Annotated in this window: 24 protein-coding genes; 17 read left to right on the top strand and 7 right to left on the bottom strand. The window is 63.5% G+C overall.

From position 1 onward, the window contains the following. Window positions 1–19 precede the first annotated feature (19 nt). The 5 genes from ACNFG0_RS14415 (at window position 20) to ACNFG0_RS14395 (ending at window position 5,270) form a co-directional block, all read left to right on the top strand. A complete protein-coding gene (locus tag ACNFG0_RS14415) occupies window positions 20–1,081 on the top strand; it encodes an SDR family oxidoreductase (RefSeq protein WP_416765333.1) in 1,062 nt (353 codons plus the stop codon). A 183-nt stretch (window positions 1,082–1,264) separates the two neighbouring features. Next, window positions 1,265–2,587, top strand: coding sequence for a tetratricopeptide repeat protein (locus ACNFG0_RS14410; RefSeq protein ID WP_416765331.1), 1,323 nt, complete (start codon window positions 1,265–1,267; stop codon window positions 2,585–2,587). Between the two features lie 268 nt (window positions 2,588–2,855). Next, entirely contained in the window at window positions 2,856–3,524 is a 669-nt protein-coding gene (locus ACNFG0_RS14405) for a metal ABC transporter ATP-binding protein (RefSeq protein WP_196143418.1), read from the top strand. After that, window positions 3,525–4,385: a metal ABC transporter permease gene (locus ACNFG0_RS14400; RefSeq protein WP_416765329.1), complete on the top strand. Its 861-nt coding sequence runs from the start codon at window positions 3,525–3,527 to the stop codon at window positions 4,383–4,385. Window positions 4,386–4,394: 9 nt separating this feature from the next. After that, window positions 4,395–5,270 (top strand): metal ABC transporter substrate-binding protein, encoded by an 876-nt coding sequence (locus ACNFG0_RS14395; RefSeq protein ID WP_416765327.1) that lies wholly within the window; start codon window positions 4,395–4,397, stop codon window positions 5,268–5,270. A gap of 55 nt (window positions 5,271–5,325) precedes the next feature. On the opposite strand, the gene ACNFG0_RS14390 is transcribed toward ACNFG0_RS14395, so the two are convergent. Beyond that, entirely contained in the window at window positions 5,326–6,756 is a 1,431-nt protein-coding gene (locus ACNFG0_RS14390; RefSeq protein WP_416765325.1) for an MFS transporter, read from the bottom strand. Window positions 6,757–6,938: 182 nt separating this feature from the next. Here ACNFG0_RS14390 and ACNFG0_RS14385 point away from each other — a divergent pair, with 182 nt between their 5' ends. Then, a complete protein-coding gene (locus tag ACNFG0_RS14385) occupies window positions 6,939–7,508 on the top strand; it encodes an SPOR domain-containing protein (RefSeq protein WP_416765323.1) in 570 nt (189 codons plus the stop codon). Window positions 7,509–7,829: 321 nt separating this feature from the next. Then, complete coding sequence (locus ACNFG0_RS14380) at window positions 7,830–8,255, top strand: GTP pyrophosphokinase (protein ID WP_196143423.1); 426 nt, start codon at window positions 7,830–7,832, stop codon at window positions 8,253–8,255. A gap of 3 nt (window positions 8,256–8,258) precedes the next feature. Here ACNFG0_RS14380 and ACNFG0_RS14375 read toward each other — a convergent pair whose 3' ends face one another. The 3 genes from ACNFG0_RS14375 to ACNFG0_RS14365 form a co-directional block, all read right to left on the bottom strand. Beyond that, window positions 8,259–8,951, bottom strand: a complete 693-nt coding sequence (locus ACNFG0_RS14375; protein WP_416765322.1) for an endonuclease — start codon at window positions 8,949–8,951, stop codon at window positions 8,259–8,261. A gap of 6 nt (window positions 8,952–8,957) precedes the next feature. Beyond that, window positions 8,958–9,200, bottom strand: a complete 243-nt coding sequence (locus ACNFG0_RS14370; RefSeq protein ID WP_416765321.1) for a DUF1654 domain-containing protein — start codon at window positions 9,198–9,200, stop codon at window positions 8,958–8,960. 390 nt (window positions 9,201–9,590) lie between these two features. Next, window positions 9,591–10,679: an asparaginase gene (locus ACNFG0_RS14365; protein WP_416765319.1), complete on the bottom strand. Its 1,089-nt coding sequence runs from the start codon at window positions 10,677–10,679 to the stop codon at window positions 9,591–9,593. A 388-nt stretch (window positions 10,680–11,067) separates the two neighbouring features. Here ACNFG0_RS14365 and ACNFG0_RS14360 point away from each other — a divergent pair, with 388 nt between their 5' ends. From ACNFG0_RS14360 to ACNFG0_RS14330, 7 genes are all read left to right on the top strand, one after another. Further along, complete coding sequence (locus ACNFG0_RS14360; RefSeq protein ID WP_196143427.1) at window positions 11,068–12,024, top strand: sugar ABC transporter substrate-binding protein; 957 nt, start codon at window positions 11,068–11,070, stop codon at window positions 12,022–12,024. A gap of 20 nt (window positions 12,025–12,044) precedes the next feature. Further along, the gene (locus ACNFG0_RS14355) at window positions 12,045–13,598 is read left to right on the top strand and encodes a sugar ABC transporter ATP-binding protein (protein ID WP_416765317.1); all 1,554 of its coding nucleotides are present in this window, start codon (window positions 12,045–12,047) and stop codon (window positions 13,596–13,598) included. Next, window positions 13,595–14,590 carry an ABC transporter permease gene (locus ACNFG0_RS14350; protein ID WP_196143429.1) on the top strand — a complete coding sequence of 332 codons (996 nt, stop codon included), beginning with the start codon at window positions 13,595–13,597 and terminating at the stop codon, window positions 14,588–14,590. Before ACNFG0_RS14355 ends, ACNFG0_RS14350 begins: the two co-directional genes overlap by 4 nt. Before the next feature lie 4 nt (window positions 14,591–14,594). After that, a complete protein-coding gene (locus ACNFG0_RS14345) occupies window positions 14,595–15,617 on the top strand; it encodes a LacI family DNA-binding transcriptional regulator (RefSeq protein WP_196143430.1) in 1,023 nt (340 codons plus the stop codon). A gap of 9 nt (window positions 15,618–15,626) precedes the next feature. After that, complete coding sequence (gene rbsK / locus ACNFG0_RS14340; RefSeq protein WP_416765314.1) at window positions 15,627–16,535, top strand: ribokinase; 909 nt, start codon at window positions 15,627–15,629, stop codon at window positions 16,533–16,535. Further along, the gene (rbsD, locus tag ACNFG0_RS14335; protein WP_196143432.1) at window positions 16,532–16,930 is read left to right on the top strand and encodes a D-ribose pyranase; all 399 of its coding nucleotides are present in this window, start codon (window positions 16,532–16,534) and stop codon (window positions 16,928–16,930) included. The genes rbsK and rbsD overlap by 4 nt, the downstream gene beginning before the upstream one ends. A 228-nt stretch (window positions 16,931–17,158) precedes the next feature. Further along, window positions 17,159–18,166 carry a nucleoside hydrolase gene (locus ACNFG0_RS14330; RefSeq protein WP_416765313.1) on the top strand — a complete coding sequence of 336 codons (1,008 nt, stop codon included), beginning with the start codon at window positions 17,159–17,161 and terminating at the stop codon, window positions 18,164–18,166. Here the strand turns inward: ACNFG0_RS14330 and ACNFG0_RS14325 are convergent. Further along, window positions 18,138–18,350: a hypothetical protein gene (locus ACNFG0_RS14325; protein WP_084855592.1), complete on the bottom strand. Its 213-nt coding sequence runs from the start codon at window positions 18,348–18,350 to the stop codon at window positions 18,138–18,140. The two genes, ACNFG0_RS14330 and ACNFG0_RS14325, sit on opposite strands and share 29 nt — an antisense overlap. 263 nt (window positions 18,351–18,613) lie before the next feature. On the opposite strand from ACNFG0_RS14325, the gene ACNFG0_RS14320 reads away from it, so the two are divergent. Next, window positions 18,614–18,922, top strand: coding sequence for an I78 family peptidase inhibitor (locus ACNFG0_RS14320; protein WP_196143434.1), 309 nt, complete (start codon window positions 18,614–18,616; stop codon window positions 18,920–18,922). A 120-nt stretch (window positions 18,923–19,042) separates the two neighbouring features. On the opposite strand, the gene ACNFG0_RS14315 is transcribed toward ACNFG0_RS14320, so the two are convergent. Further along, window positions 19,043–19,255, bottom strand: coding sequence for a cold-shock protein (locus ACNFG0_RS14315; protein WP_023379795.1), 213 nt, complete (start codon window positions 19,253–19,255; stop codon window positions 19,043–19,045). 161 nt (window positions 19,256–19,416) lie between these two features. Next, window positions 19,417–19,719 carry a hypothetical protein gene (locus tag ACNFG0_RS14310; RefSeq protein ID WP_196143435.1) on the bottom strand — a complete coding sequence of 101 codons (303 nt, stop codon included), beginning with the start codon at window positions 19,717–19,719 and terminating at the stop codon, window positions 19,417–19,419. 337 nt (window positions 19,720–20,056) lie between these two features. Between ACNFG0_RS14310 and thrS the strand changes: the two genes are divergently transcribed. After that, complete coding sequence (gene thrS, locus ACNFG0_RS14305) at window positions 20,057–21,979, top strand: threonine--tRNA ligase (RefSeq protein WP_196143436.1); 1,923 nt, start codon at window positions 20,057–20,059, stop codon at window positions 21,977–21,979. Next, a complete protein-coding gene (gene infC, locus ACNFG0_RS14300) occupies window positions 21,979–22,530 on the top strand; it encodes a translation initiation factor IF-3 (RefSeq protein ID WP_172402975.1) in 552 nt (183 codons plus the stop codon). The genes thrS and infC overlap by 1 nt, the downstream gene beginning before the upstream one ends. Window positions 22,531–22,587 lie beyond the last annotated feature (57 nt).

The following is a 22,587-nucleotide window of genomic DNA, read 5'->3' as shown; positions in this document are numbered from 1 at the left end:
TCCAAACAAGGACTCAGTCATGAGCGTGGAATGCTTCGTCACAGGCGGCAGTGGGTTTGTGGGTCAACATTTACTGGCACGTCTTACTGCGACAGGGCACAAGACCTGGGTGCTGATGCGCAACCCCGAAAATATCGGGCATCTCAAGGAGCAGGTAGGCCGGCTGGGCGGTAATCCTGCGTTTATCCATGCCGTCGAGGGCGATATCAGCCGAGAGGGGCTCGGGCTCAGCGAGGCAGACAGGCGATGCGTGTCTTCGGTCTCTGTGGTCTTTCACCTCGCGGCGCAGTTTTCCTGGGGGCTTACAATGGAACAGGCCCGCGCAATCAATGTGCAAGGGGCGCTGAGAGTCGCCAGGCTTGCGGCGAGCCAGCGCGTCCGATTGCTGATGGTGGGCGGCTTTATGCTGCAAAACCTTGCCCACCTTGCCAGTATCGGGATCGATAACGAGCGCCCTGAAAATACGGATTGGCCTGCAGTCTATGGTCGTGTAGGTGGCTACGAAGGCAGCAAGCTCGAATCCCATTTCGCAGTCATCCACTACATGCAAGAAGCGGGCGCGGACTACTCGATCGTTCATCCTGCTACGGTGTGTGGCCACAGCGAGAGCGGGCACATCATGGACGGGCAACCGCTGGCCGAACTCATTCGAAATCTTGCACAAGGCCGGTTCAAAGCTGTCCCCGGTTCAGCCAGACACTGGTTGCCATTGGTCAGTGTCGATTACCTGGTGACGATGATGACCTGCGTGGCGTTCGACCCTGCGATGGCTAACCGGCAGGTACTGGCGCTCTATGAGCACACACCGAACCTACAGGGGATGCTTGAACAAATGGCGAGAACGCTGGAGATCAAGGCGCCCCGCCGTCATGTAGCGATGCGGGTGCTCAGGTGGCTTTTGATGATGCCTGGCCTGGCGAGCCGCTTCGCGATCAGCGCTGAGTCATTGAACTTTATCCAGACGCAGCGCTTCGACATGAGTAATAGCAAGCAATTGGAACGCAAATATCAATTAACGCATCCTGACATGGAGCGTGCCTTGGAAAAGACGGTGCGCTACGTCAAAGGTCGATCGGAATAGGGGAGGTGCCTGATGCGCGTCGGTGGGCCCTGTGCCCCTACCATGATCGAGGGCCAATGCCAGCTGACCGGCATGTATATCGCTCATGTACTGATGAATTAATTCCATTTCTGTTCATGATCCGATGTTGCTACTAATACACTCGGGCGCTTGAGCCTCGATCTTCAAGGAGTTGCAATCCCCATGGCCTGTGCCGACCGTTACGATCTGCCCCTTTCGACCACCTGCGAGGCAGCGGCTGAGCGTTATAGGACGGGTGTGGACCTGTTGCTTTCACTGTGGACCGACGTGGGGCAGACCCTGGACCAGGCCATCGCGGCCGATCCTGACTTTGCGTTGGCCTATGCGGCTCGTGCCCGCTTTCACGCCATCCGTAACGAAGCGGCGCAGGCCAAGGCCAAGATTGCAAAGGCCGCCGAGCTGGCCCAGGTCAATGGCAGCGAACGTGAGCGCAGCCATGTACAGACGCTTTCGTACGTGATCCATGGCGAGCCGGCAAAGGCATTGGCCAGTGCCTTGCAGCACCTGGACAGCTGGCCTCTCGACGTTCTGATCATGGCGTTACCCTTGGGGGCATTCGGACTGTTCGCATTTTCCGGGATGGCTGGCCATGATCAGGCGCGGGTCGATCTCTGCGAGCGCCATGCGCACCACTTTCCCGAAAACGATTGGTGGTTTCTTACCTGCCGTGGCTGGGCGCATGGTGAAAATGGCAATGTCGCATTGGGCCGTACTCTCACCCAACGTTCGCTGGAACTGCGCCGAAACAACGTCAATGGTGTACATGCGCTCGCGCACGTCCTGTACGAGGCGGGTGCCAACGACGAGGCAGGCGAACTGATCGAGGACTGGCTGCCAGGCTATGACCGCAGCGGCACGCTGCACAACCACATCGCCTGGCATGGGGCGTTGGTTGCCTTGGAGCGGGATGACCTGGAGACCGCCCTTGGCATCTATGCCGAACATGTTGCGCCTGGCGTCGCGACCGGCTTGCCGATCAACGTGATCAGTGACACCTCTTCCTTCCTCTGGCGTCTGCAGGCGTATGGACACGAAGTGCCGGCTCACCTGTGGGCGGACGCCGCGCGGTATGCATCGAATCACTTCAGGCAACCAGGCGTCCCATTCGTCGACTTCCACATGGCGATGCTCGCTGCAGCCACGGGTGACCAGCAATCGCTGCAGCAGCGCGCGGCGGCGCTGACGGCTTTGGTACGCGACGGGAAACTGCGGGCAGGACCGGTGGTGCCCGCGCTTTGTCACGCCGTCCAGGCGTTCGCTGAAGGCCGATATGCCCAGTGTGCACGCATCCTGGAACCGGTAACCCATGACGTGGTGCGAATTGGTGGCAGCGGCGCGCAGCGGGAGATCGTCCAGGACACACTGCTGGTCTCGTTGATGCGTGCCGGTCAGACGCAAAAGGCCAGGGCATTGCTGGATCAGCGTCTGCATCGTCGTCCTTCTCCCCGGGATAGCCGTTGGCTCTCGGCGCTGGCTGCGAGCTGATCCTCCGTTCCATCGCCGGCAAGCCGGCTCCCACAGGGACAGCGCTGCCCTCAAGGCTGACGCGTTATTTGTGGGAGCCGGCTTGCCGGCGATGGGCTGCGTAGCAGCCCCAGTGCAGCCGATATGCACGCAAAGGCTCGATTGTCTGTTGCCAGCCTCAAGACCAAACCGTGAAAGAAATCTCATTGAATAGTGTTATAACATAACATATTGTTGTCGGCGGCCATGCCGTCGTGGCTATTCCTTGTTCTTTCTCGGGACTTCATCTGTGATCCTGTGCCAAGACCTGCAATGGGGCGCCGCCAACCGGCCGCTGACCCCGCGACTCAATCTGAAGCTGCCCGCCGGCAGCCTCACGGCCGTAGTGGGCGCGAACGGTAGTGGCAAAAGCAGCCTGTTGAAAGTGATCGCGGGGCTGCAGGTGCCATTGTCCGGCCGCATACACGTCTCCCTTGCAGGCGATGGGGGGATCGGCTACCTCGTCCAGCAATCGGCTATCGATCGGCAGTTTCCCATCGACCTGGCCGGGCTGGTCAGCGGCGGTTTCTGGGGGCAACGCATCACCCGGTCGCAGCGCAGGCGCCAGCTCGAGCAAGTGCTGGAGGCGTGGGACCTCGGCCAGCTTCAGTCCCGGCCTTTGCAGGCGCTTTCCGGTGGCGAGCTGCAACGTGCCTTGCTGGCCAGGCTGAGCCTGACCAATCCTTCCCTGGTGCTGCTCGACGAGCCCGATGCGGCGCTCGACGACAACGGCCAGGCCTTGCTCTGGCGGCACATCGAGGCCTGGCACAAGGCCGGTTGCACGCTTGTCGTCGTCAGCCACGACCTGGCTCGGGTGCGGGCGTCGGTGGAGCACTGCCTGGTGATCGACCGGCAAGGCTGCCGGCATGGGCCGAGCCGTGCGCTGATTGCCCAGCCCGGCCTGGCCCAGGTGGGTTGAATGATCGATCTACTGTGGCAGCCCTTCGCCGAATTCGCCTTCATGCGCCGCGCATTGCTCGGTGGCCTGACACTGGCGGTGAGCGTCGCGCCGCTCGGGGTTTTCCTGGTGGTGCGGCGCATGAGCCTGATTGGCGATGCGATTTCCCACGGCATCCTGCCGGGCGCGGCGCTGGGCTTCTGGCTGGCCGGTTTGTCGGTGCTGACGATGACCCTCGGCGGGCTCCTGGCCGGTCTGGCGGTGGCGGGCTTTTCGGCTTTGGTCAGCCGGCACACGGGCCTGCGCGAGGACGCCAGCCTGGCAGCGGTCTACCCGATCTCTCTGGCTTCGGGCGTGCTTCTGCTGGGCTTGGCCGGCAAGCGTCTGGACTTGCTCGGGTTGCTGTTCGGCTCGGCACTGGCCGTCAACGAAGCGACCTTGCAGGTCATGTACAGCGTGGCGGCCGGCAGCCTCGTGCTGTTCGCCGTGATCTACCGACCGTTGCTGCTCGATAGCCTCGACCCGGTGTTCCTGCGCACTGTCAGCCGTCATGGCGCCCTGGCCCATGGGCTGTTTCTGGGGTTGGTGGTGCTCAACCTGGTGGTCGGTTTCCAGGCCATTGGGGCATTGATGGTGGTGGGCCTGATGATGCTGCCGGCCATCGCCGCACGCTTCTGGAGCCAGAGCCTGCCTCGGTTGATCGCCATCGCGGCGGTGATCGGCACGGCCTCGGTGTGGCTGGGGCTGTTGCTTTCCTTCTACGTTTCGCTGCCCAGTGGCCCGGCAATCGTGGTCATGGCTGGGGGCGCGTACCTGTTGTCGGTGATGTGCGGGCCGGTGCATGGCCTGTTGCGTCGCCATTATTCACCGGTCGTTCATTGAGGAACCTGTATGCGCCTATCGCTCTTTCTGATCATCCTGCTGCTTTCGCCGGTGTTGTCTGCCGAGGAGCGGGTCAAGGTCGTCACCAGTTTCAGCATCCTTGCCGACATCACACAGCATGTGGGAGCAGGGCATGTCCTGATCACCAACCTCGTGGGCCCCGACAGTGATGCGCATGTGTACGAAACGACTCCCGACGATGCCAGACATGTCGCAACTGCCGACCTGGTCATCGAGAACGGCCTACATTTCGAGCCGTGGTTGGAGCGCCTGGTCAGCAGCAGCGACACCCGGGCCAAGGTGATCCGCGCCAGCCAAGGGGTCATCCCACGTACCCTGGAAGAAGACGGCCATGCGGTGGCCGACCCCCATGCCTGGAACAGCCTGGCCAATGCCAAGCTCTACGCCAGCAACATCGCCAAGGCGCTGGAGCAGGTAGACCCTGGCCATGCGCAGGACTACCGCGCGAACCTGGCGGCCTATACGAAGCAGATCGATGCGCTGCTGCTCGAAGTGGGCCAGCGCTTCGCGGCACTGCCGCCCGGCAACCGCAAGATCGTCACCTCCCACGATGCGTTCGGCTACCTCGGGCAAGCCTATGGCATCACCTTCGTCGCGCCGCAGGGGCTGTCCACCGAGCGTGAGGCTTCGGCACGGGAAGTCGCCGACTTGATCACGCTGATTCGCAAAGAGGGCATCAAGGCGGTTTTCGTCGAGAACATCAAAGACCCACGTCTGTTGCAGCAGATCGCCGACGAGACGGGCGCGGGGATCGGCGGCACGCTGCACTCCGATGCGCTTGCAGCCGAAGGGCCTGCCAGCAGCTATCTGGGGATGTATCGCCTGAACGTGGAGACCATCACCCGGGCGTTGGCGGGTAACTGACTCACTCAGCCTTCTGGCAGCGCTGCCGCTGCGCCGCCTCCACAGGGGATCAGCGCTAGCCGCTTACTCTCTTTGCGACAGCACTGGGTGATCCCTCACAAGAACCTGCAAGCTTCCATAGGCTCGCCATGCAGGCCAGGGCGGCGAATGCCACACCGGTCCAGAGGGCCATGGAGGCGCCTCGGGCTGAATACACCTGGAAGAAACCCGCCACCAACGCGGCTCCCAATACTTGCCCGAGCATGCGTATCGTACTCGACAGGCCGCCCGCGCCGCCGCTGCGCGCGGCCGGGATCGAGGCGATCATGTCGCGCATGTTGGGCGATTGGAAAAGGCCGAACCCCGCACCGCACACGGCCATGCGCAGGGCGATGTCCCAGCGCTCGGCCTCAGGTGGCAAGGTGCACAGTAGCACCAGGCCGAGACCCAGGATCGCCATGCCCAACGCAGTCAGGCTGCCGGTCGCGTAGCGGTCTGACAGGCGTCCGGCGATGGGCGCCATGAGCGCGGCCATGGCGGGCCACGGGGTGATCAGAAAGCCGGTCTCGACCTGAGAAAACCCGAGCCGGTGCTGCAGCAAAAAGGGCAGGGCGACGAACGCCAGGCTTTGGGCCGTGAGCGACGCGCCGGCACTGGCTGCCGACAGTGCATAGCGCGGCTGGCGCAGCAGGTCCAGCGCCAGCAAAGGCGCAGGGTTGCCGGATTGGCGCCTGAACAGTAGATACAGGCCGATCCCGGCCACTACCGCACAGCCCAGCGCCATGTTCCACGACACGCCCTGGGCCAAGCCATTGATGGCATATACCAGGGCAGCGAGAGACAGCCCGCACAGCCCGGCAGCTATCCAGTCGAACGATCGCCCGCTGGTGGGCGTGGGCGGCAGGGAGCGCAGGCCGAGAAACACCCCGACCAGCCCCAGGGGCACATTGATCAAGAACAACCAGTGCCAGCTGGCCACGCTGAGAATCAGTGACGCCACGCTCGGCCCGGCCGCCAGGGATGCCCCCACCACCAGAGCGTTGACGCCCATGCCGCGGCCGAGCATGTGGTTGGGGAACACGAAACGTGTCATCGCCACGCCGACGCCGAGGATCCCGGCGGCGCTCAGGCCTTGCACCAGGCGGCCGACCAGCAGCCACTCGAACGAAGGCGCCAGGCCACAGAGCAGCGAGGCCAGGATGAACAGCACCAGCCCGGCCATGGAAATGCGCCGGTAGCCGATGATGTCGCCCAACGAGGCCAGGGGCAGCAGGGCCGCGATCATGGCCAGGTGATAGATGCTCACCACCCAGATCGACTGCGCATCGGTCGTGCCCAGGTCGGCGGCGATGGTCGGCAGGGCGGTGTTGGCGATCGCCGTTTCCAGATTGGCCATGGCGATGTTGAGCATGATCGCGATGACGGCGACCAGCCGTTGTGGTTTGGGTACCCCTGTACCGGGCGGCGACAGGGCGGTCTGTTTGAAGGAGAACAAGGCGAAACTCATGGGCAGCTCAGGGCGATGAAGCGCTGGCACATACTAGGGAAAGAACGCCGTCGTCAGAAATTAATTATCGGCATTGCCCGCAGTTGGAATTCGAATCCCCCCGTGCGCCCTGCGACACCGACACCCTGGTTGGGGACGGTGGTCATGCTAGAATCGGCCCCTTCGAATCAGGAGATAGACGCGTGCGCAAACTGGCGGTGGTAATGGCAGTGCTGGCCCTGGCCGGCTGTGAGAACGAGGTCGAGGGTGTACACAAGCAGGTCGCCGAATACCTGCAAAACCCCAAGACGGCCAAGTTCACCAACGTACGGATCGACACCCAAGGCTCCATCTGCGGCCAGGTCCGTGGCAAGGACGACGCCGGGCAATACGAGGCCTACCGCAGCTATGTCGCGATCAAGCACGACGGCCAGTACGAAATCATCGTCGACGAAACCGGCAATAACCTGCGTATCCGCGAGGTATGTGGCGGCGCCGACCTGCAGCGTCGCGCCGATGCATTGGCCGACCAGCCGGCCCCGGAAGGCTGGGACGTGGAGGTGATCCAAGGCGCCAACATGGGGGCGCTGAGCGACATGACCGCACGCCTGATCGAGAAGGGTATCCCGTCGTCGGTGGAGTACCGTGACGGCAAGCCGGTGGTGCTGATGGGGCCGTTCCCCACCAAGGCCGAGGCCGAGGCACGCAAGGCGGACGTCATGGCGCGGCTGGGCACCGACTCGATCGTCATCCAGCATGGTGCCAAGCGCTGATGAACGGAGGGTGCGCCGCAGCCGCGACGGCAGGGTAGCCCGAGGGGTAATGCCGGTTAGTTAAACAGTTGGGGCCGCTACGCGCCCCATCGCGGCACAAGGCCGCTCCTACGGGAAAACCGCCATTTTTGCGTGATTTCTGTAGGAGCGGCCTTGTGCCGCGATGGGCTGCATAGCAGCCCCAATGACATGTCTCAAATAGCTTGACTGACCGGCATTTGCCCGAGGGGCGGGATATTTCTCGCAGAGGCGTGCACAAGGATAGGCAGGATTGTGCAGCTATGCTTGTAGGCAAGACAGGCTGCAGAGGGGGAGGGGCTCATGTCTACGCTGGAACGGGCCATTGCCGTGGCGACCAAGGCCCACGAAGGGCAGTTCGATAAGGGGGGGGTGGCCTATATCCTCCACCCGTTGCGGGTGATGGCGCGTGTCACCACACCGGAACAGCGGATCGTCGCGGTGCTGCACGACGTACTCGAAGACACCCCTGTGACCCTCTCGGACCTTGCCCGCGAAGGGTTCCCCCTGAAGATCCTCGCCGCCGTGCTGGCCCTGAGCCGGCGCGACGGGGAAAGCTACGAGGCTTTCGTCATGCGCCTGGGCGTCGACCCGCTGGCGCGGCAGGTCAAGCTGGCCGACCTTGCCGACAACAGCGACCTGTCGCGCATCCCATGTCCGGGCCCGGCCGACCTGGCCCGGCTAAGCCGCTACCAGCAGGCCAGCGCCTACCTGCAGACGCTGGCCTGAGGCTCAACCGCAGGCGTTGAGGTTCACCGGCCCGACGAACTCGTTGCCGTGGCCCATCACGCAGGCCACCCGCTGGTTGCGTTGCAGTTCCCAGGGCTGTGGCGGGTAGGTCTTGTTCCAGGCGTTGAACAGCTGCCGGTCCTGCTTGGACAGGCGCAGGTTGTAAGTCTTGCTCATGTAGAAGTAGGTGCGCGCGATCATCCCGCGAATCGACGGGCGCGGCATCACCTTCTTGGCCTTGAAGTCCACCTGGGTCAGGCAACTGCCGTATTGGCCGTGCTGCTGGGGCAGCCAGCTGAAGCTGTAGTTGCTGCGATCGCCATTGACCTCGCCGATGCTCGGCACCAGGTTGTGCAGGTCGGCCTCGGCGCGCTTGTACACCTCGTCATGGCGCGAGCAGTTCTTGCGCCCGCCGTTCTGCCAGCATTGGCGCTGGTGGCCGATGTGCCAGGCCGGCACGATGTGCTCCCACTCGATGCGCGAGGCGCGCTGGGCATTCTTGCGTGGGGTGTAGCCGCAGGAGGCCAGGTCGACCTTGTTGCCCTTGTACTTGCAGCCGCAATAGAACTCCGTGGACTGCGGCGCGTACAGCCGCCACGCGACCTTCTTGGCTTCCTGGAAGGTGCGCGGGGCATCGGCGTGGGCGGTGATGGCGGTGAACAGTAGGCAAGCGACAGCGAAAAGCGAAACTCTCATGCGGGGTCAGTCTTCCTTGGGCACGGTCCAGAAGATCTGCACGCCGCCGTCGTCGCGGTGGGCGAGGGTGACGTTGTCGTTCTCGGCGATCTCCTCGAGCAAGGTTTCCCAATCGTCGGGGGACTCGTGCTCCAGGCGGAAGATCAAGGCGGCGCGGCTGCGCTGGGCGATGGGGCTGTTGATGATCTTCTGGATACGGATACCCAGTTGTTCATAGCTGCTGAGGGTTACTGCGGAGGTACTGGCCACGGGGCTTTTCCTTGTTTTGCTGTATGCGCATACAGTATTTCACTGTAGGCATTTTCGCAACAGCGTGTAAGGTGAAAAGCCTATATGACCGTGGTAGATCGGTTGGTTCCCACAAGAAGCGTGACGCTACGCCCGTGGGAGATTTACCCAGCCCTTCGGGCTGCGCTGTCGCGCAGAGAACAAGCGGCTAGCGCCGCCCCCTGTGTGCGGGCTTGCCCGCGATCAAGGGCGAAGCCCTTGCCAGGCGACGGTGATATCGGCCCGGCCCAATCGCGGGACAAGCCCGCTCCAGCAAGTCCTGCAAAATCAAATAGTTATGAGTTGTTATGAGAGTGGGCTTGTCCCGCGATGGGCCGGCATGCCATGCACACCGGCCAGGCCTTGCGAGGATCAGTATTCCCAGAAGATCCGCTGCAGTTCCTTGCTGTCCTGGGTCTTGGTCATCGCGACCATGGCCAGGATGCGCGCCTTCTGCGGGTTCAGGTCATGGGCCACGACCCAGTCGTTCTTGTCGTCAGGCTGCTCGGCATTGCGCAGTACGAAACCGCCCTGGTTCACGTGGGAGGAACGAATGATCTGCACGCCGTTCTTGCGCAGCTCCTGCAAGGCCGGCACCACGCGCGAGGAAACCGAGCCATTGCCGGTACCGGCATGGATCAGCGCCTTGGCACCGTTCTGCGCCAGCGCCTTGTAGGCCGTGTCGGTCACGTTGCCGTAGCCATAGGCGATGTCCACCTGCGGCAAGCTGCTGATCTGCTTGATGTCGAACTCGGAGTTGACGGTGTGGCGCTTGGCCGGCAGGCGGAACCAGTACGATTTGCCTTCCACCACCATGCCCATCGGGCCCCAGGCGCTCTTGAAAGCTTCGGTCTTGATGTTGACCGACTTGCTCACGTCACGGCCGGACTGGATCTCGTCATTCATGGTCACCAGCACGCCCTTGCCGCGGGACTGCTTGTCGCTGGCCACGGCCACGGCGTTGTATAGGTTGAGCATGCCGTCGGCGGACATGGCAGTGCCCGGGCGCATGGAGCCGACCACCACGATCGGCTTGTCGGTCTTCTCCACCAGGTTGAGGAAGTAGGCGGTCTCTTCCAGGGTGTCGGTACCGTGGGTGATCACGATGCCATCGACGTCCTTGCTATCGGCCAATTCCGCAACGCGCTTGCCCAGCTTGAGCAGGTCGTCGTTGGAGATGCTCTCGGAGGCGATCTGCATCACCTGCTCGCCGCGTACGTTGGCCAGGTCGGCCAGCTCCGGCACGCCGGCGATCAGCTTGTCGACGCCCAGCTTGGCGGCCTGATAGGTGGCGCTGTTGGCAGCGCTGGCGCCGGCGCCGGCAATGGTGCCGCCGGTGGCGAGGATGACCACGTTGGCCAGCTTCTGCTGGGTTTCGGCTTCCTTGGCAGACGCGGTGGAAGGCAGGATCAGCAGCAGGGCGAGTGCGCTGGGGGCGAAGGTTTTAAGTGCAGCATTCATCGTTATTGTTCTCTCTCTTCCTAGTGAGATGGTCGCTGTATCGCACAGGTTGTCAGGCATGTTTCGTACCAGCTTGATGTGCAGGCGGGGCCTTGTGGCGCAATGGGTTGTACAGTGACTCCAGGGCCTGCGTTCGACACGGCTTGTGGGGCTGCGGCGCAGCCATCGCGGCACAAGGCCGCCCCTACAGGGAGGTGCATTCCATTCGGAATACCGAACAAGCGTAGGAAAAGGTGTTCGGTTTTTCGGAAATATTCCGGATAATCCCGACGTACGTGGCCCAGGCCGAACCGCATAGTGGGTTTGACAAAAGCAGGTCTTGTTTCCATAGTGATTCAACGCAAACGTTTGCGATCCGATAAAAACCACAAGATTCGGAGTCAACTCCATGAAACTGCCATTCCCCGGCCGCGTCCTGGCCCTGGCTGTGCTCTCCACGCTTTCCCTCGCGCTGCCCTTGTCCGCCGCCCATGCCGAAGACAAGCCGAAGGTCGCTTTGGTGATGAAGTCCCTGGCCAACGAGTTCTTCAGGACCATGGAAGACGGCGCCAAGGCCTACCAGCAGCAACACCCCAACGATTTCGACCTGGTGGCCAATGGCATCAAGGACGAGTCCGACACCGGTAACCAGATCCGCATCGTCGAGCAGATGATCGTCTCCGGCGTCAACGCCCTGGTCATCGCCCCGGCCGATTCCAAGGCCTTGGTGCCGGTGGTGAAGAAGGCCATGGACGCCGGCATCACCGTGGTCAACATCGATAACCGCCTGGACCCGGACGTGCTCGAGAGCAAGGGCATCAGCGTGCCCTTCGTCGGCCCCGACAACCGCAAGGGCGCTCGCCTGGTCGGTGACTACCTGGCCCAGCAAAAGCTCAAGGCGGGCGATCAGGTCGGCATCATCGAAGGCGTGCCCACCACCACCAACGCCCAGCAGCGCACCGCCGGCTTCAAGGATGCCATGGACGCTGCGCAGATGAAGGTGGTCTCGGTGCAGTCGGGCAATTGGGAGATCGACAAAGGCAATGCCGTGGCCGCGGCCATGCTCAACGAATACCCCGATCTCAAGGCGCTGCTGGCCGGTAACGACAGCATGGCCCTGGGCGCCGTCTCGGCCGTGCGCGCCGCCGGCAAGACCGGCCAGGTGCAGGTGGTGGGCTACGACAACATCCGCGCCATCAAGCCTATGCTCAAGGATGGCCGCGTGCTCGCCACCCTCGAGCAGCATGGCGCCGACCAGGCCGTGTTCGGCATCCAGGCGGCTCTGCAGATGCTCAAGGGCGAGAAGCCGGCGGTAGATGCCGACAACGTCATCCAGACGCCGGTCGAACTGGTCACCCAACCCTGAACCGGGCAGGAGCGTCGGCCATGTCAGCCTCGGCCAATCAAGCCACCCTCGCCGTCAGCGGCCTGGGCAAGACCTACACCCAGCCGGTGCTCGGCGAGGTGACCCTGGAGCTGCGCGCGGGCGAAGTGCTGGCGTTGACCGGCGAGAACGGCGCCGGCAAAAGTACCTTGTCCAAGCTCATCAGCGGCCTGGAAACCCCGACGGTCGGGCACATGCACTACCGTGGCCAGCCTTATGCCCCCGCCAGCCGCAGCGAGGCCGAGCGCCTGGGGGTGCGCATGGTCATGCAGGAGCTGAACCTGCTGCCGACCCTGACCGTGGCCGAGAATCTGTTCCTCGACAACCTGCCCAGCCGCTTCGGTTGGATCAGCCGCAGGCGCCTGCGCCAGCTGGCCACGGCGGCTATGGCCCAGGTCGGGCTCGATGCCATCGACCCGGACACGCCGGTCGGCGAATTGGGCATCGGCCACCAGCAGATGGTCGAGATCGCCCGCAACCTGATCGGCGACTGCCGTGTACTGATCTTCGACGAACCCACGGCCATGCTCACCGCTCGCGAGGTGGAGCTGCTGTTCACCCAGATCGAGCGCCTGCGCCAGCGCGGCGTGGCCATCGTGTACATCTCCCATCGCCTGGAGGAGCTGCAGCGCGTGGCCCAGCGCATTGCCGTGCTGCGCGATGGCAAGCTGGTGTGCGTCGAGCCGATCCAGCGCTACACCGCGGTCGAGCTGGTCAACCTGATGGTCGGGCGCGAACTGGGCGAGCACATCGACCTAGGGCGCCGGCAGATCGGCCAGACGCTGCTCAAGGTCCAGGGCCTGAGCCGTGGTGACAAGGTGCGTGACGTGTCGTTCCAAGTCAGGGCAGGGGAGATCTTCGGCATCTCCGGGCTGATCGGTGCCGGGCGCACCGAACTGCTGCGGCTGATTTACGGTGCCGACCGCGCCGACAGCGGCCATATCGAGCTTGGCCAGCCGTTGCGGCGCGTGCAGGTGGACTCCCCGAAGGCTGCCGTGGGCGCCGGCATTGCCCTGATCACCGAAGACCGTAAGGGCGAAGGCCTGCTGCTGAGCCAGTCGATCAGCGCCAACATCGCCCTGGGCAACCTGGGCGCCGTGTCCCGCGCCGGCATTCTCGACACCGACGCCGAGCGCGCCCTGGCCGAGCGGCAGATCAACGCCATGCGCATCCGCAGCGCGAGCCCCGCGCAGGCGGTGGGTGAGCTGTCCGGCGGCAACCAGCAGAAGGTGGTGATCGGCCGTTGGCTGGAGCGCGACTGCCAGGTGCTGTTGTTCGACGAGCCCACCCGCGGCATCGACGTGGGCGCCAAGTTCGACATCTATGGCCTGCTGGCGGAGCTGGCGCGCCAGGGCAAGGCCTTGGTGGTGGTTTCCAGCGACCTGCGCGAGCTGATGCTGATCTGCGACCGCATCGCCGTGCTGTCCGCCGGCCGCCTGGTCGACACCTTCGATCGCGAGCGCTGGAGCCAAGACCAATTGCTCGCCGCGGCCTTCGCCGGCTACCAGAAACGTGACGCGTTGCTGCACGAGGCAGCGCCCAGGATGGCCCCATGAAAACCACACCCCTCGATACCCCGGGCAATACGCCTGTGCGCCGCAGCGGCACCTATTTTGGCCTGGGCACCTACCTGGGCCTGGCCGGTGCCTTGTTGGCGATGATCGTGCTGTTCTCGTTCCTGAGCAGCCACTTCCTGTCCTACGCCACCTTCAGCACCCTGGCCAACCAGATCCCCGACCTGATGGTGCTGGCCGTGGGCATGACCTTCGTGCTGATCATCGGCGGCATCGACCTGTCGGTCGGCTCGGTGTTGGCCCTGGCGGCCTCGGCGGTCAGCGTAGCGATCCTTGGCTGGGGCTGGAGCCCGCTGCCCGCTGCGCTGCTGGGCATGGCCGTGGCGGCGCTGGCCGGCAGCATCACTGGCGGCATCACTGTGGCCTGGCGCATTCCTTCGTTCATCGTCTCCCTGGGCGTGCTGGAAATGGCTCGGGGCCTGGCCTACCAGTTCACCGACTCGCGCACCGCCTACATCGGCGATGCCTTCGCCTGGTTCTCCAACCCAATCGCCTTCGGTATCTCGCCGGCCTTCATCATCGCCCTGCTGGTGATCGTCCTCGCTCAGCTGGTGCTGACGCGCACCGTGTTCGGCCGCTACCTGATCGGCATCGGCACCAACGAGGAGGCCGTGCGCCTGGCCGGCATCGATCCACGCCCGTACAAGGTGCTGGTGTTCGCCTTGATGGGCCTGCTCGCGGGCCTGGCCGCACTGTTCCAGATCTCTCGCCTGGAGGCCGCCGACCCCAACGCCGGTGCCGGTCTCGAGCTGCAGGTGATCGCAGCCGTGGTGATCGGCGGTACCAGCCTGATGGGCGGGCGCGGCTCGGTCATCAGCACCTTCTTTGGCGTACTGATCATCTCCGTGCTGGCCGCGGGGCTGGCGCAGATCGGTGCGTCGGAGCCGACCAAACGCATCATCACCGGGGCGGTCATCGTCATCGCCGTGGTGCTCGACACCTACCGTAGCCGGCGCGCGGGCCGGCGGAACTGAAACCATGGCAACCATCAAAGACGTCGCGGCACTGGCGGGTATCTCCTATACCACCGTGTCCCATGTACTGAACAAGACCCGCCCGGTCAGCGAGCACGTGCGCCTGAAGGTCGAGGCGGCTATCGCCGAGCTCGACTACGTGCCCAGCGCCGTGGCTCGCTCGCTCAAGGCGCGTAGCACCGCCACCATCGGCCTGTTGGTGCCCAACAGCGTCAACCCGTACTTTGCTGAGCTGGCCCGGGGCATCGAGGACGGCTGCGAGCGCAACGGCTACTGCGTGATCCTCTGCAACTCCGACGATAACCCGCAAAAGCAGCGCAGTTACCTGCGCGTACTGCTGGAAAAACGCATCGACGGCCTGATCGTCGCCTCGGTGGGCGAGGACCGCGACCTGCTCGAAAGCCTGGCGGGCGTGCGCACGCCCATGGTCATCGTCGATCGCGCCCTGGAAGGCGTGGATGCCGACCTGGTGCGCATCGACCACGAGCAGGGCGGCTACCTCGCCACCCGCCATCTGCTGGACCTGGGCCATCGCGACATCGCCTGCATCGGCGGCCCGGCGGACACCGGTGCCAGCCAGCTGCGCCTGGCGGGCTTTCGTCGTGCCATGGCCGAGCAGGGGCTGCAAGTGCCGCAAGGCCGCGTACTGCATTGCGACTTCAGCAGCCCCGGCGGCCATGCCGCAGCCGGGCACTTGCTCGATGGCGCGCGCCCGACGGCAATCTTCGCCGGCAACGACATGATCGGCTTCGGCGTACTGCGCGCCGCCGCCGAGCGCAACATCAGCGTGCCCGGCGAGCTGTCGGTGGTCGGCTTCGACGACATCGAACTCAGCCGCTACGTCTACCCGCCATTGACCACCGTCGGCCAGTCGATCCGCGAGCTGGGCGAGAGCGCCGCACAGTTGCTGCTGTCGCGCATCGCTGTGCCTCGCAGCGGCGACGCCGAGCAGCGCATCGTCGCCCCGCGTATCGTGCTGCGCGAGTCCACCGGTCCGCGCCCGGACCTGTTCAATGATTACCGTTAAGGAGGTGCCATGAGCGCCAAGGTCGTGGTGGTCGGCAGCCTCAACATGGACCTGGTGGCCCGCGCCCAGCGCCTGCCCCGGGCCGGTGAGACCCTGGCCGGCGACAGCTTCTTCACCGTGCCTGGCGGCAAGGGTGCCAACCAGGCGGTGGCCGTGGCGCGCCTGGGGGCGAGCGTGGCGATGGTCGGCAACGTCGGCGATGATGCCTACGGCGAGCAACTGCGTCAGGCCCTGGAGCACGAAGGCATCGACTGCCAGGCGGTCGGCGTGTGCGAAGGTGTTTCCAGCGGCGTGGCGCTGATCACCGTGGATGCCGCGAGCCAGAACGCCATCGTCATCATTGCCGGGAGCAACGGGCGGCTGGCACCAGAGAGCGTGCAGCGTTTCGACGCGCTGCTGCAGGCGGCCGAGGTGATCATCTGCCAGCTGGAAGTACCCATGGCCACGGTGGCCTGGACCCTGGCCCGCGGGCGCGAGCTGGGCAAGACGGTGATCCTCAACCCGGCGCCGGCCACTGGCCCGTTGCCGGCGGACTGGTTCGCCCATATCGACTACCTCACCCCCAACGAAAGCGAAGCCCAGGCCCTGACCGGGCTGCCGGTCACCGATCTCGACAGCGCCCGCAGTGCCGGTGAGCGGCTGCTAGCCCTCGGGGCGGGCAGGGTGATCGTCACCCTGGGCGCGCAGGGTGCCTTGTTCGTCACGCCTGCGGGCAGCCGCCACTTCCCCGCGCCAGTGGTGCAGCCGCTGGACACCACGGCGGCGGGCGACACCTTTATTGGTGGGTTCGTCGCAGCCCTGGTGCGCGGCCTGGAGGAGGGCGAAGCCATCGCCTTCGGTCAGCGCGCCGCTGCGTTGTCGGTGACCCGCGCCGGTGCCCAGCCTTCGATTCCCTACCTGGCGGAGCTGGTGCCATGAAGAAGACCGGGGTGCTGAACATCGCGCTTTCGCGGGTGATCGCCGGGCTCGGTCATGGCGATATCGTGGTGATCGGCGATGCCGGGCTGCCGGTGCCGCCTGGGGTCGAGTTGATCGACCTGGCAGTGGTGCCAGGTGTGCCGGATTTCGCCAATGTGTTGCGAGCAGTATTGGGGGAAATGCAGGTGGAGCGGCATGTGCTGGCCGAAGAGATGCTAGACGTCGCACCGCCTGCGCTGGTGATGGTGCAACAGTGCTCCGGGTTACTGGGCTCGCAGGCACTGTTGCCGCACCTGGCGTTCAAGGATCTTTGCCGGCAGGCCAAGGCCGTGGTGCGCACCGGGGAGTGCAAGCCCTACAGCAATATCGCCCTGGTGGCCGGCGTTACCTTCTAGGCTCTGTCTGAAAAGTCTTGAGACGCCGGTCAGGCAAGGCGAAAACAGCCGAGGAAGCGGGGTTTACGGGTTGTAAATGAGCATTCCGAGGCTGTTTTCAACGCAGCCTGACCAAGTATCAAGGCTTTTCAGGCAGAGCCTAGGCGGGGCCCTGTAGGAGCGGGCCTGCCCCGCGATGGGCTGCAACGCGGCCCCAAACCTCTCATCCAAGGCAACAAGGAGTGCCTCATGCTAAAGCACCTGCTACAAGGAGCCATCCTCATGTCCATCCTGGCCGCTACCACCCTCCAGGCCGCTCCACGCGACCTGATCATCGACACCGACCCCGGCGCCGACGACGTGGTGGCCCTGTTCCTGGCCATGGCATCCCCGCAAGAGCTCAACATCCGCGCCATCACCACCGTCGCCGGCAACGTGCGCCTGGCCAAGACCTCGCGCAATGCCCGCCTGGCCCGCGAATGGGCGGGCCGCGAGGACATCCCGGTATACGCCGGGGCAGGGCGCCCGCTGGTACGCAAGCCGATCTACGCCGCCGACGTGCACGGCGAAGAAGGCCTGGAAGGCGTCGAGGTGCACGAACCTCGCCAAGGCCTGGCCCAGGGCAACGCCGTGCAGTACCTGGTCGATACCTTGTCCAGCGCCGAGCCCCACAGCATCACCCTCGCCATGCTCGGCCCGCAGACCAACCTGGCCCTGGCGTTGATCCAGAAGCCTGAGATCGCCAAGGGCATCAAGGAAGTGGTGGTGATGGGCGGTGCCCACTTCAATGGCGGCAACATCACCTCTGTGGCCGAATTCAACCTCTACGCCGACCCCCATGCCGCCGAGGTAGTACTGGCCAGCGGCGTAAAGCTCACCTACGTGCCCCTGGATCTCACCCATAAGGTGATCACCAGCGAGGCCCGTTTCAAGCAGCTGGCCGCGGTCAACAACCAAGCCAGCCGGCGCGTGGTGGATATCCTCAACGTCTACGTCAAGCACGACATGGACCTGTACGGCATGCCCGGTGGCCCGGTGCACGACGCCAGCGTAATCGCCTACCTGCTCGAGCCCGAGTTGTTCAGCGGCCGCCGTGCGCACATGGTGATCGACAGTCGCGAAGGGCCGACCTTCGGCCAGACCGTGGTGGACTGGTATGGCGTGCTCAAGCAGCCTGCCAACGTCTTGTGGTTGAACGAAGGCGACGCCCAGGGCTTCTTCGACCTGCTCAGCGCGCGCCTGGCTCGATTGCGATAGCCGCGTGCGGTGCGTAGCGCTCGAATACCTGTTCGATGAAGCTACGCGCCGCCTCGCTGCCGCGGTCGCGCACCAGCAGGTCGATGGCGATCAGTAGCAATTCCTCGGGGGTGCCGGGGCTGTAGGCGCTCTGGCCCTCGGCCCATTTGACCTTGATGTCGGCATCGATGCTGTGGCTGCTCATGGAAGGCTCTCGTGGCGGGCCCGGGCTGTGGGTCGAACACCTGACCTTGGCATTCGAAGGGAGGCGTGGTGCGCTCCGCTTGCAGCAGTAAATCATGCCTTTGCCCTGGCCGCACAGTGGCGCACCGGGCATCCGTCGCAAAATCCGGTCACGATTGGCTTTTGGCCTGAGGGGCTCGCTTCAGGCAGACTTGTCCGGTTTTGCAACAAATGTTGAATGGAGCTGTCGCATTAGGCAGTTCCCGTGATCGATTAGGAGGATTCATGTTCCGTACCCGTGCCTACCTGGCGACCTTGCTGGCGGCTGCAGTCCTGGCAGGTTGCAGCACAGGCGGTTCTTCGGACCCAGCCACCCCGGCCGACAACGGCGGGCGCTGCGAAGCCAGCGCGGCCGACTTCACCATCGGCAAGCAGGCCACCCCTGAATTGCTCGAGCAGGCCCGCAAGGCCAGCGGCTCGCAGCTGGCGCGCATCCTCAAGCCCCACGACGTCATCACCCTGGAGTACCGCTCCGAGCGGCTGAACCTGAACGTCGACGACAAAGGCGTCGTCACCCGCGTCAACTGCGGCTAAGCACGGCGCCCCCCCTTAAGCCGGCGCGCCCCTGTGGGAGCCGGCTTGCCGGCGATTGAGTAATACCGACGCCCACAAAAAACCCGCCACGAAGGCGGGTTTTTTGTATTCGTATCCGAATTACTCCGGACGAACCTGCGCAGCCTGCATGCCCTTCTGACCGCGCTCGGCAACGAAGGAAACGGTCTGGCCTTCTTTCAGGCTCTTGAAGCCGTCGGTTTCGATGGCCTTGAAGTGTACGAACAGGTCGTCGCCGCCGCCTGCTGGGGTGATGAAGCCGTAGCCTTTTTCATCATTGAACCATTTGACGGTGCCGTTTTGGCGATTGGACATGGGGTGAATCTCCAGAAACATGATTTTTATCGAGGGTGCAATGTCGCCGAGGCTACGCAGCACCGGCGACATCATAGTCTAATTCTGCGCATCTAGCGCCTGTTACCTTCGCAGGATACTGATCTACGGCAAACAATGCGTAGATCGACCGCCAAAAGGCCTCAGCTTTTGGGGGCGCAGGCCTGCTTCACGGCGCTCTGGGCCCGCTGCATCAGCTTGGCATCGACGCCGTCCTTGCTGTCGAGGTCTTCGATTTCCGCCTTGGTGAAGTTTTTCTCGATGGCGTCGGCGCCACATTTGCAATGCTGGTCGGCCGTCTTGGCATCGACGCCTTGCGCGGTGGCCACCTGGACACACTGGTCCATGTAGGCGCCTTTCTTGCCGGCAGGCCATTCTGCCTGGGCCGCCACCGGCAGCAGCAGGGCGCTGGCAGCCGTCAGGGCCAGAAGAGACTGAAGTCGCATAACCACACACTCCTTGGGTTGAGTCTCATCAAGAGTAGGATGCTTCAGAGACTCTGAGGTGGAATTTTCCGAACAAGTTCACCGAAGCGGTGTAATTTCCAAATATTTCTGCCTGGCGCCCAAGCCGCGTGCTAGGATGCTCGGCTTGCAGCGCGTCCTCACGCGGCCTGCATCCCATTTATCATTTTCCAGTCACTCTGGTTCGTCCCTGGCAGGCCGAAAGGTCTCTGCCACTGTGAGGCAGGCTTTCCCACGGGAAAGGCAGGGCGGATCTTGTACTGGCTCATCCCAACCCATGTGACCTTTGGTAGGGGTCACCACTAGGAGAGGAGGCGCCATGCCCGTAATTACTCTTCCCGATGGCAGTCAACGTTCGTTCGACAAGGCCGTCACCGTTGCCGAAGTCGCCGCCTCCATTGGCGCAGGCCTGGCCAAGGCCACCCTGGCCGGCAAGGTCGACGGCAAGCTGGTCGATGCCTGCGACCTGATCGAGAACGACGCCACCCTGCAGATCATCACCCCTAAAGATGAAGAGGGACTGGAGATCATCCGCCACTCGTGCGCCCACTTGGTCGGCCACGCGGTGAAGCAGCTGTACCCGACCGCCAAGATGGTGATCGGCCCGGTGATCGACGAAGGCTTCTACTACGACATTGCCTACGAGCGCCCCTTCACCCCTGAAGACATGGCCGCCATCGAACAGCGCATGCAGCAGCTGATCGACAAGGACTACGACGTCGTCAAGAAGATGACCCCGCGCGCCGAAGTCATCGATGTGTTCAAGAGCCGCGGCGAAGACTACAAGCTGCGCCTGGTCGAGGACATGCCCGACGAGCAGGCCATGGGCCTGTACTACCACGAAGAGTACGTCGACATGTGCCGCGGCCCGCACGTGCCGAACACCCGCTTCCTCAAGGCCTTCAAGCTGACCAAGCTGTCCGGCGCCTACTGGCGCGGCGACGCCAAGAACGAGCAGCTGCAGCGTGTGTACGGCACTGCCTGGGCCGACAAGAAGCAGCTGGCGGCCTACATCCAGCGCATCGAGGAAGCCGAGAAGCGCGACCACCGCAAGATCGGCAAGCAGCTCGACCTCTTCCACCTGCAGGAAGAAGCCCCGGGCATGGTGTTCTGGCATGCCAACGGCTGGACCGTGTACCAGGTGCTGGAGCAGTACATGCGCCAGGTCCAGCGCGAGAACGGCTATCAGGAAATCAAGACCCCGCAGGTCGTCGACCGCATTCTCTGGGAGCGCTCCGGCCACTGGTCCAACTACGCCGAGAACATGTTCACCACCTCGTCGGAAAGCCGTGATTTCGCGGTCAAGCCGATGAACTGCCCGTGCCACGTGCAGGTGTTCAACCAAGGCCTCAAGTCCTACCGCGACCTGCCGCTGCGCCTGGCCGAGTTCGGTGCCTGCCACCGCAACGAGCCGTCCGGTGCGCTGCACGGCATCATGCGCGTGCGTGGCTTCGTGCAGGACGACGCGCACATCTTCTGCACCGAAGACCAGGTGAAGAAGGAAGCCGCCGACTTCATCAAACTGACCCTGGACGTCTACAAGGACTTCGGCTTCACCGACATCGCCATGAAGCTCTCCACCCGCCCCGCCAAGCGCGTGGGTTCCGAAGAGCTGTGGGACCGCGCCGAAGGCGCCCTGGCCGATGCGCTGAACGAGTCGGGCCTGGAATGGGAATACCAGCCGGGCGAGGGTGCCTTCTACGGCCCGAAGATCGAGTTCACCCTGCGTGACTGCCTGGGCCGTAACTGGCAGTGCGGTACCCTGCAGTACGACCCGAACCTGCCCGAGCGCCTGGATGCCAGCTACATTGCCGAAGACAACAACCGCAAGCGCCCGGTCATGCTGCACCGTGCTATCCTCGGTTCCTTCGAGCGCTTCATCGGCATGCTGATCGAGCACTACGCGGGTGTATTCCCGGCGTGGCTGGCGCCAACCCAGGCGGTGATCATGAATATCACCGACAAGCAGGCCGATTTCGCCCTTGAGGTGGAAAAAACGCTGAACGGAAGCGGTTTCCGTGCCAAGTCCGACTTGAGAAATGAGAAGATCGGCTTTAAAATCCGCGAGCATACTTTGCTCAAGGTCCCATACCTTCTGGTTATAGGGGACCGCGAAGTCGAAACGCAGACCGTTGCAGTACGTACCCGTGATGGCAAAGACCTGGGCTCCATGCCCGTCTCCCAATTCACTCAACTGCTCGCTGAAGCCGTAGCTCAGCGCGGTCGCCTAGAATCGGAGTAATGACTATTAAGCGTGAAATGAGAAACGATAAACGAACTGCACCGAAAGCCCCGATCAACGAGAATATCTCGGCACGCGAGGTTCGGTTAATTGGCGCTGACGGCGAGCAGATTGGCATCGTCTCGATTGATGAAGCGCTGCGTATCGCTGATGAAGCGAAGCTGGATCTGGTGGAGATCTCTGCAGACGCGCAACCGCCTGTCTGCAAGGTGATGGACTACGGCAAGCACCTCTTCGAGAAGAAGAAGCAGGCTTCCGAGGCCAAGAAGAACCAGAAGCAGATCCAGATCAAAGAAATCAAGTTTCGTCCAGGGACGGAAGAAGGGGATTACCAGGTAAAACTACGCAACCTGGTACGTTTCCTTAGCGATGGGGACAAGGCCAAGATCTCTCTGAGATTCCGCGGCCGTGAGATGGCCCACCAGGAGCTGGGCATGGAGCTGTTGAAGCGGGTCGAAGCTGACCTCGCCGAATACGGCACCGTTGAGCAGCATCCGAAGATGGAAGGACGCCAGCTTATGATGGTCATCGCCCCCAAAAAGAAGAAGTAATCTCCCGGGCACGGCAGGCCTGATGATTATGTGTAATTTTATCGAATGCGGAGTTCC

The sequence above is a fragment of the Pseudomonas sp. NY15372 genome (genome assembly GCF_048068215.1).
Taxonomy (GTDB): Bacteria; Pseudomonadota; Gammaproteobacteria; order Pseudomonadales; family Pseudomonadaceae; genus Aquipseudomonas; species Aquipseudomonas guariconensis_A.
The sequence above is the reverse complement of the archived record's forward strand: the minus strand, read 5'-3'. Positions and strand labels throughout refer to the sequence as shown.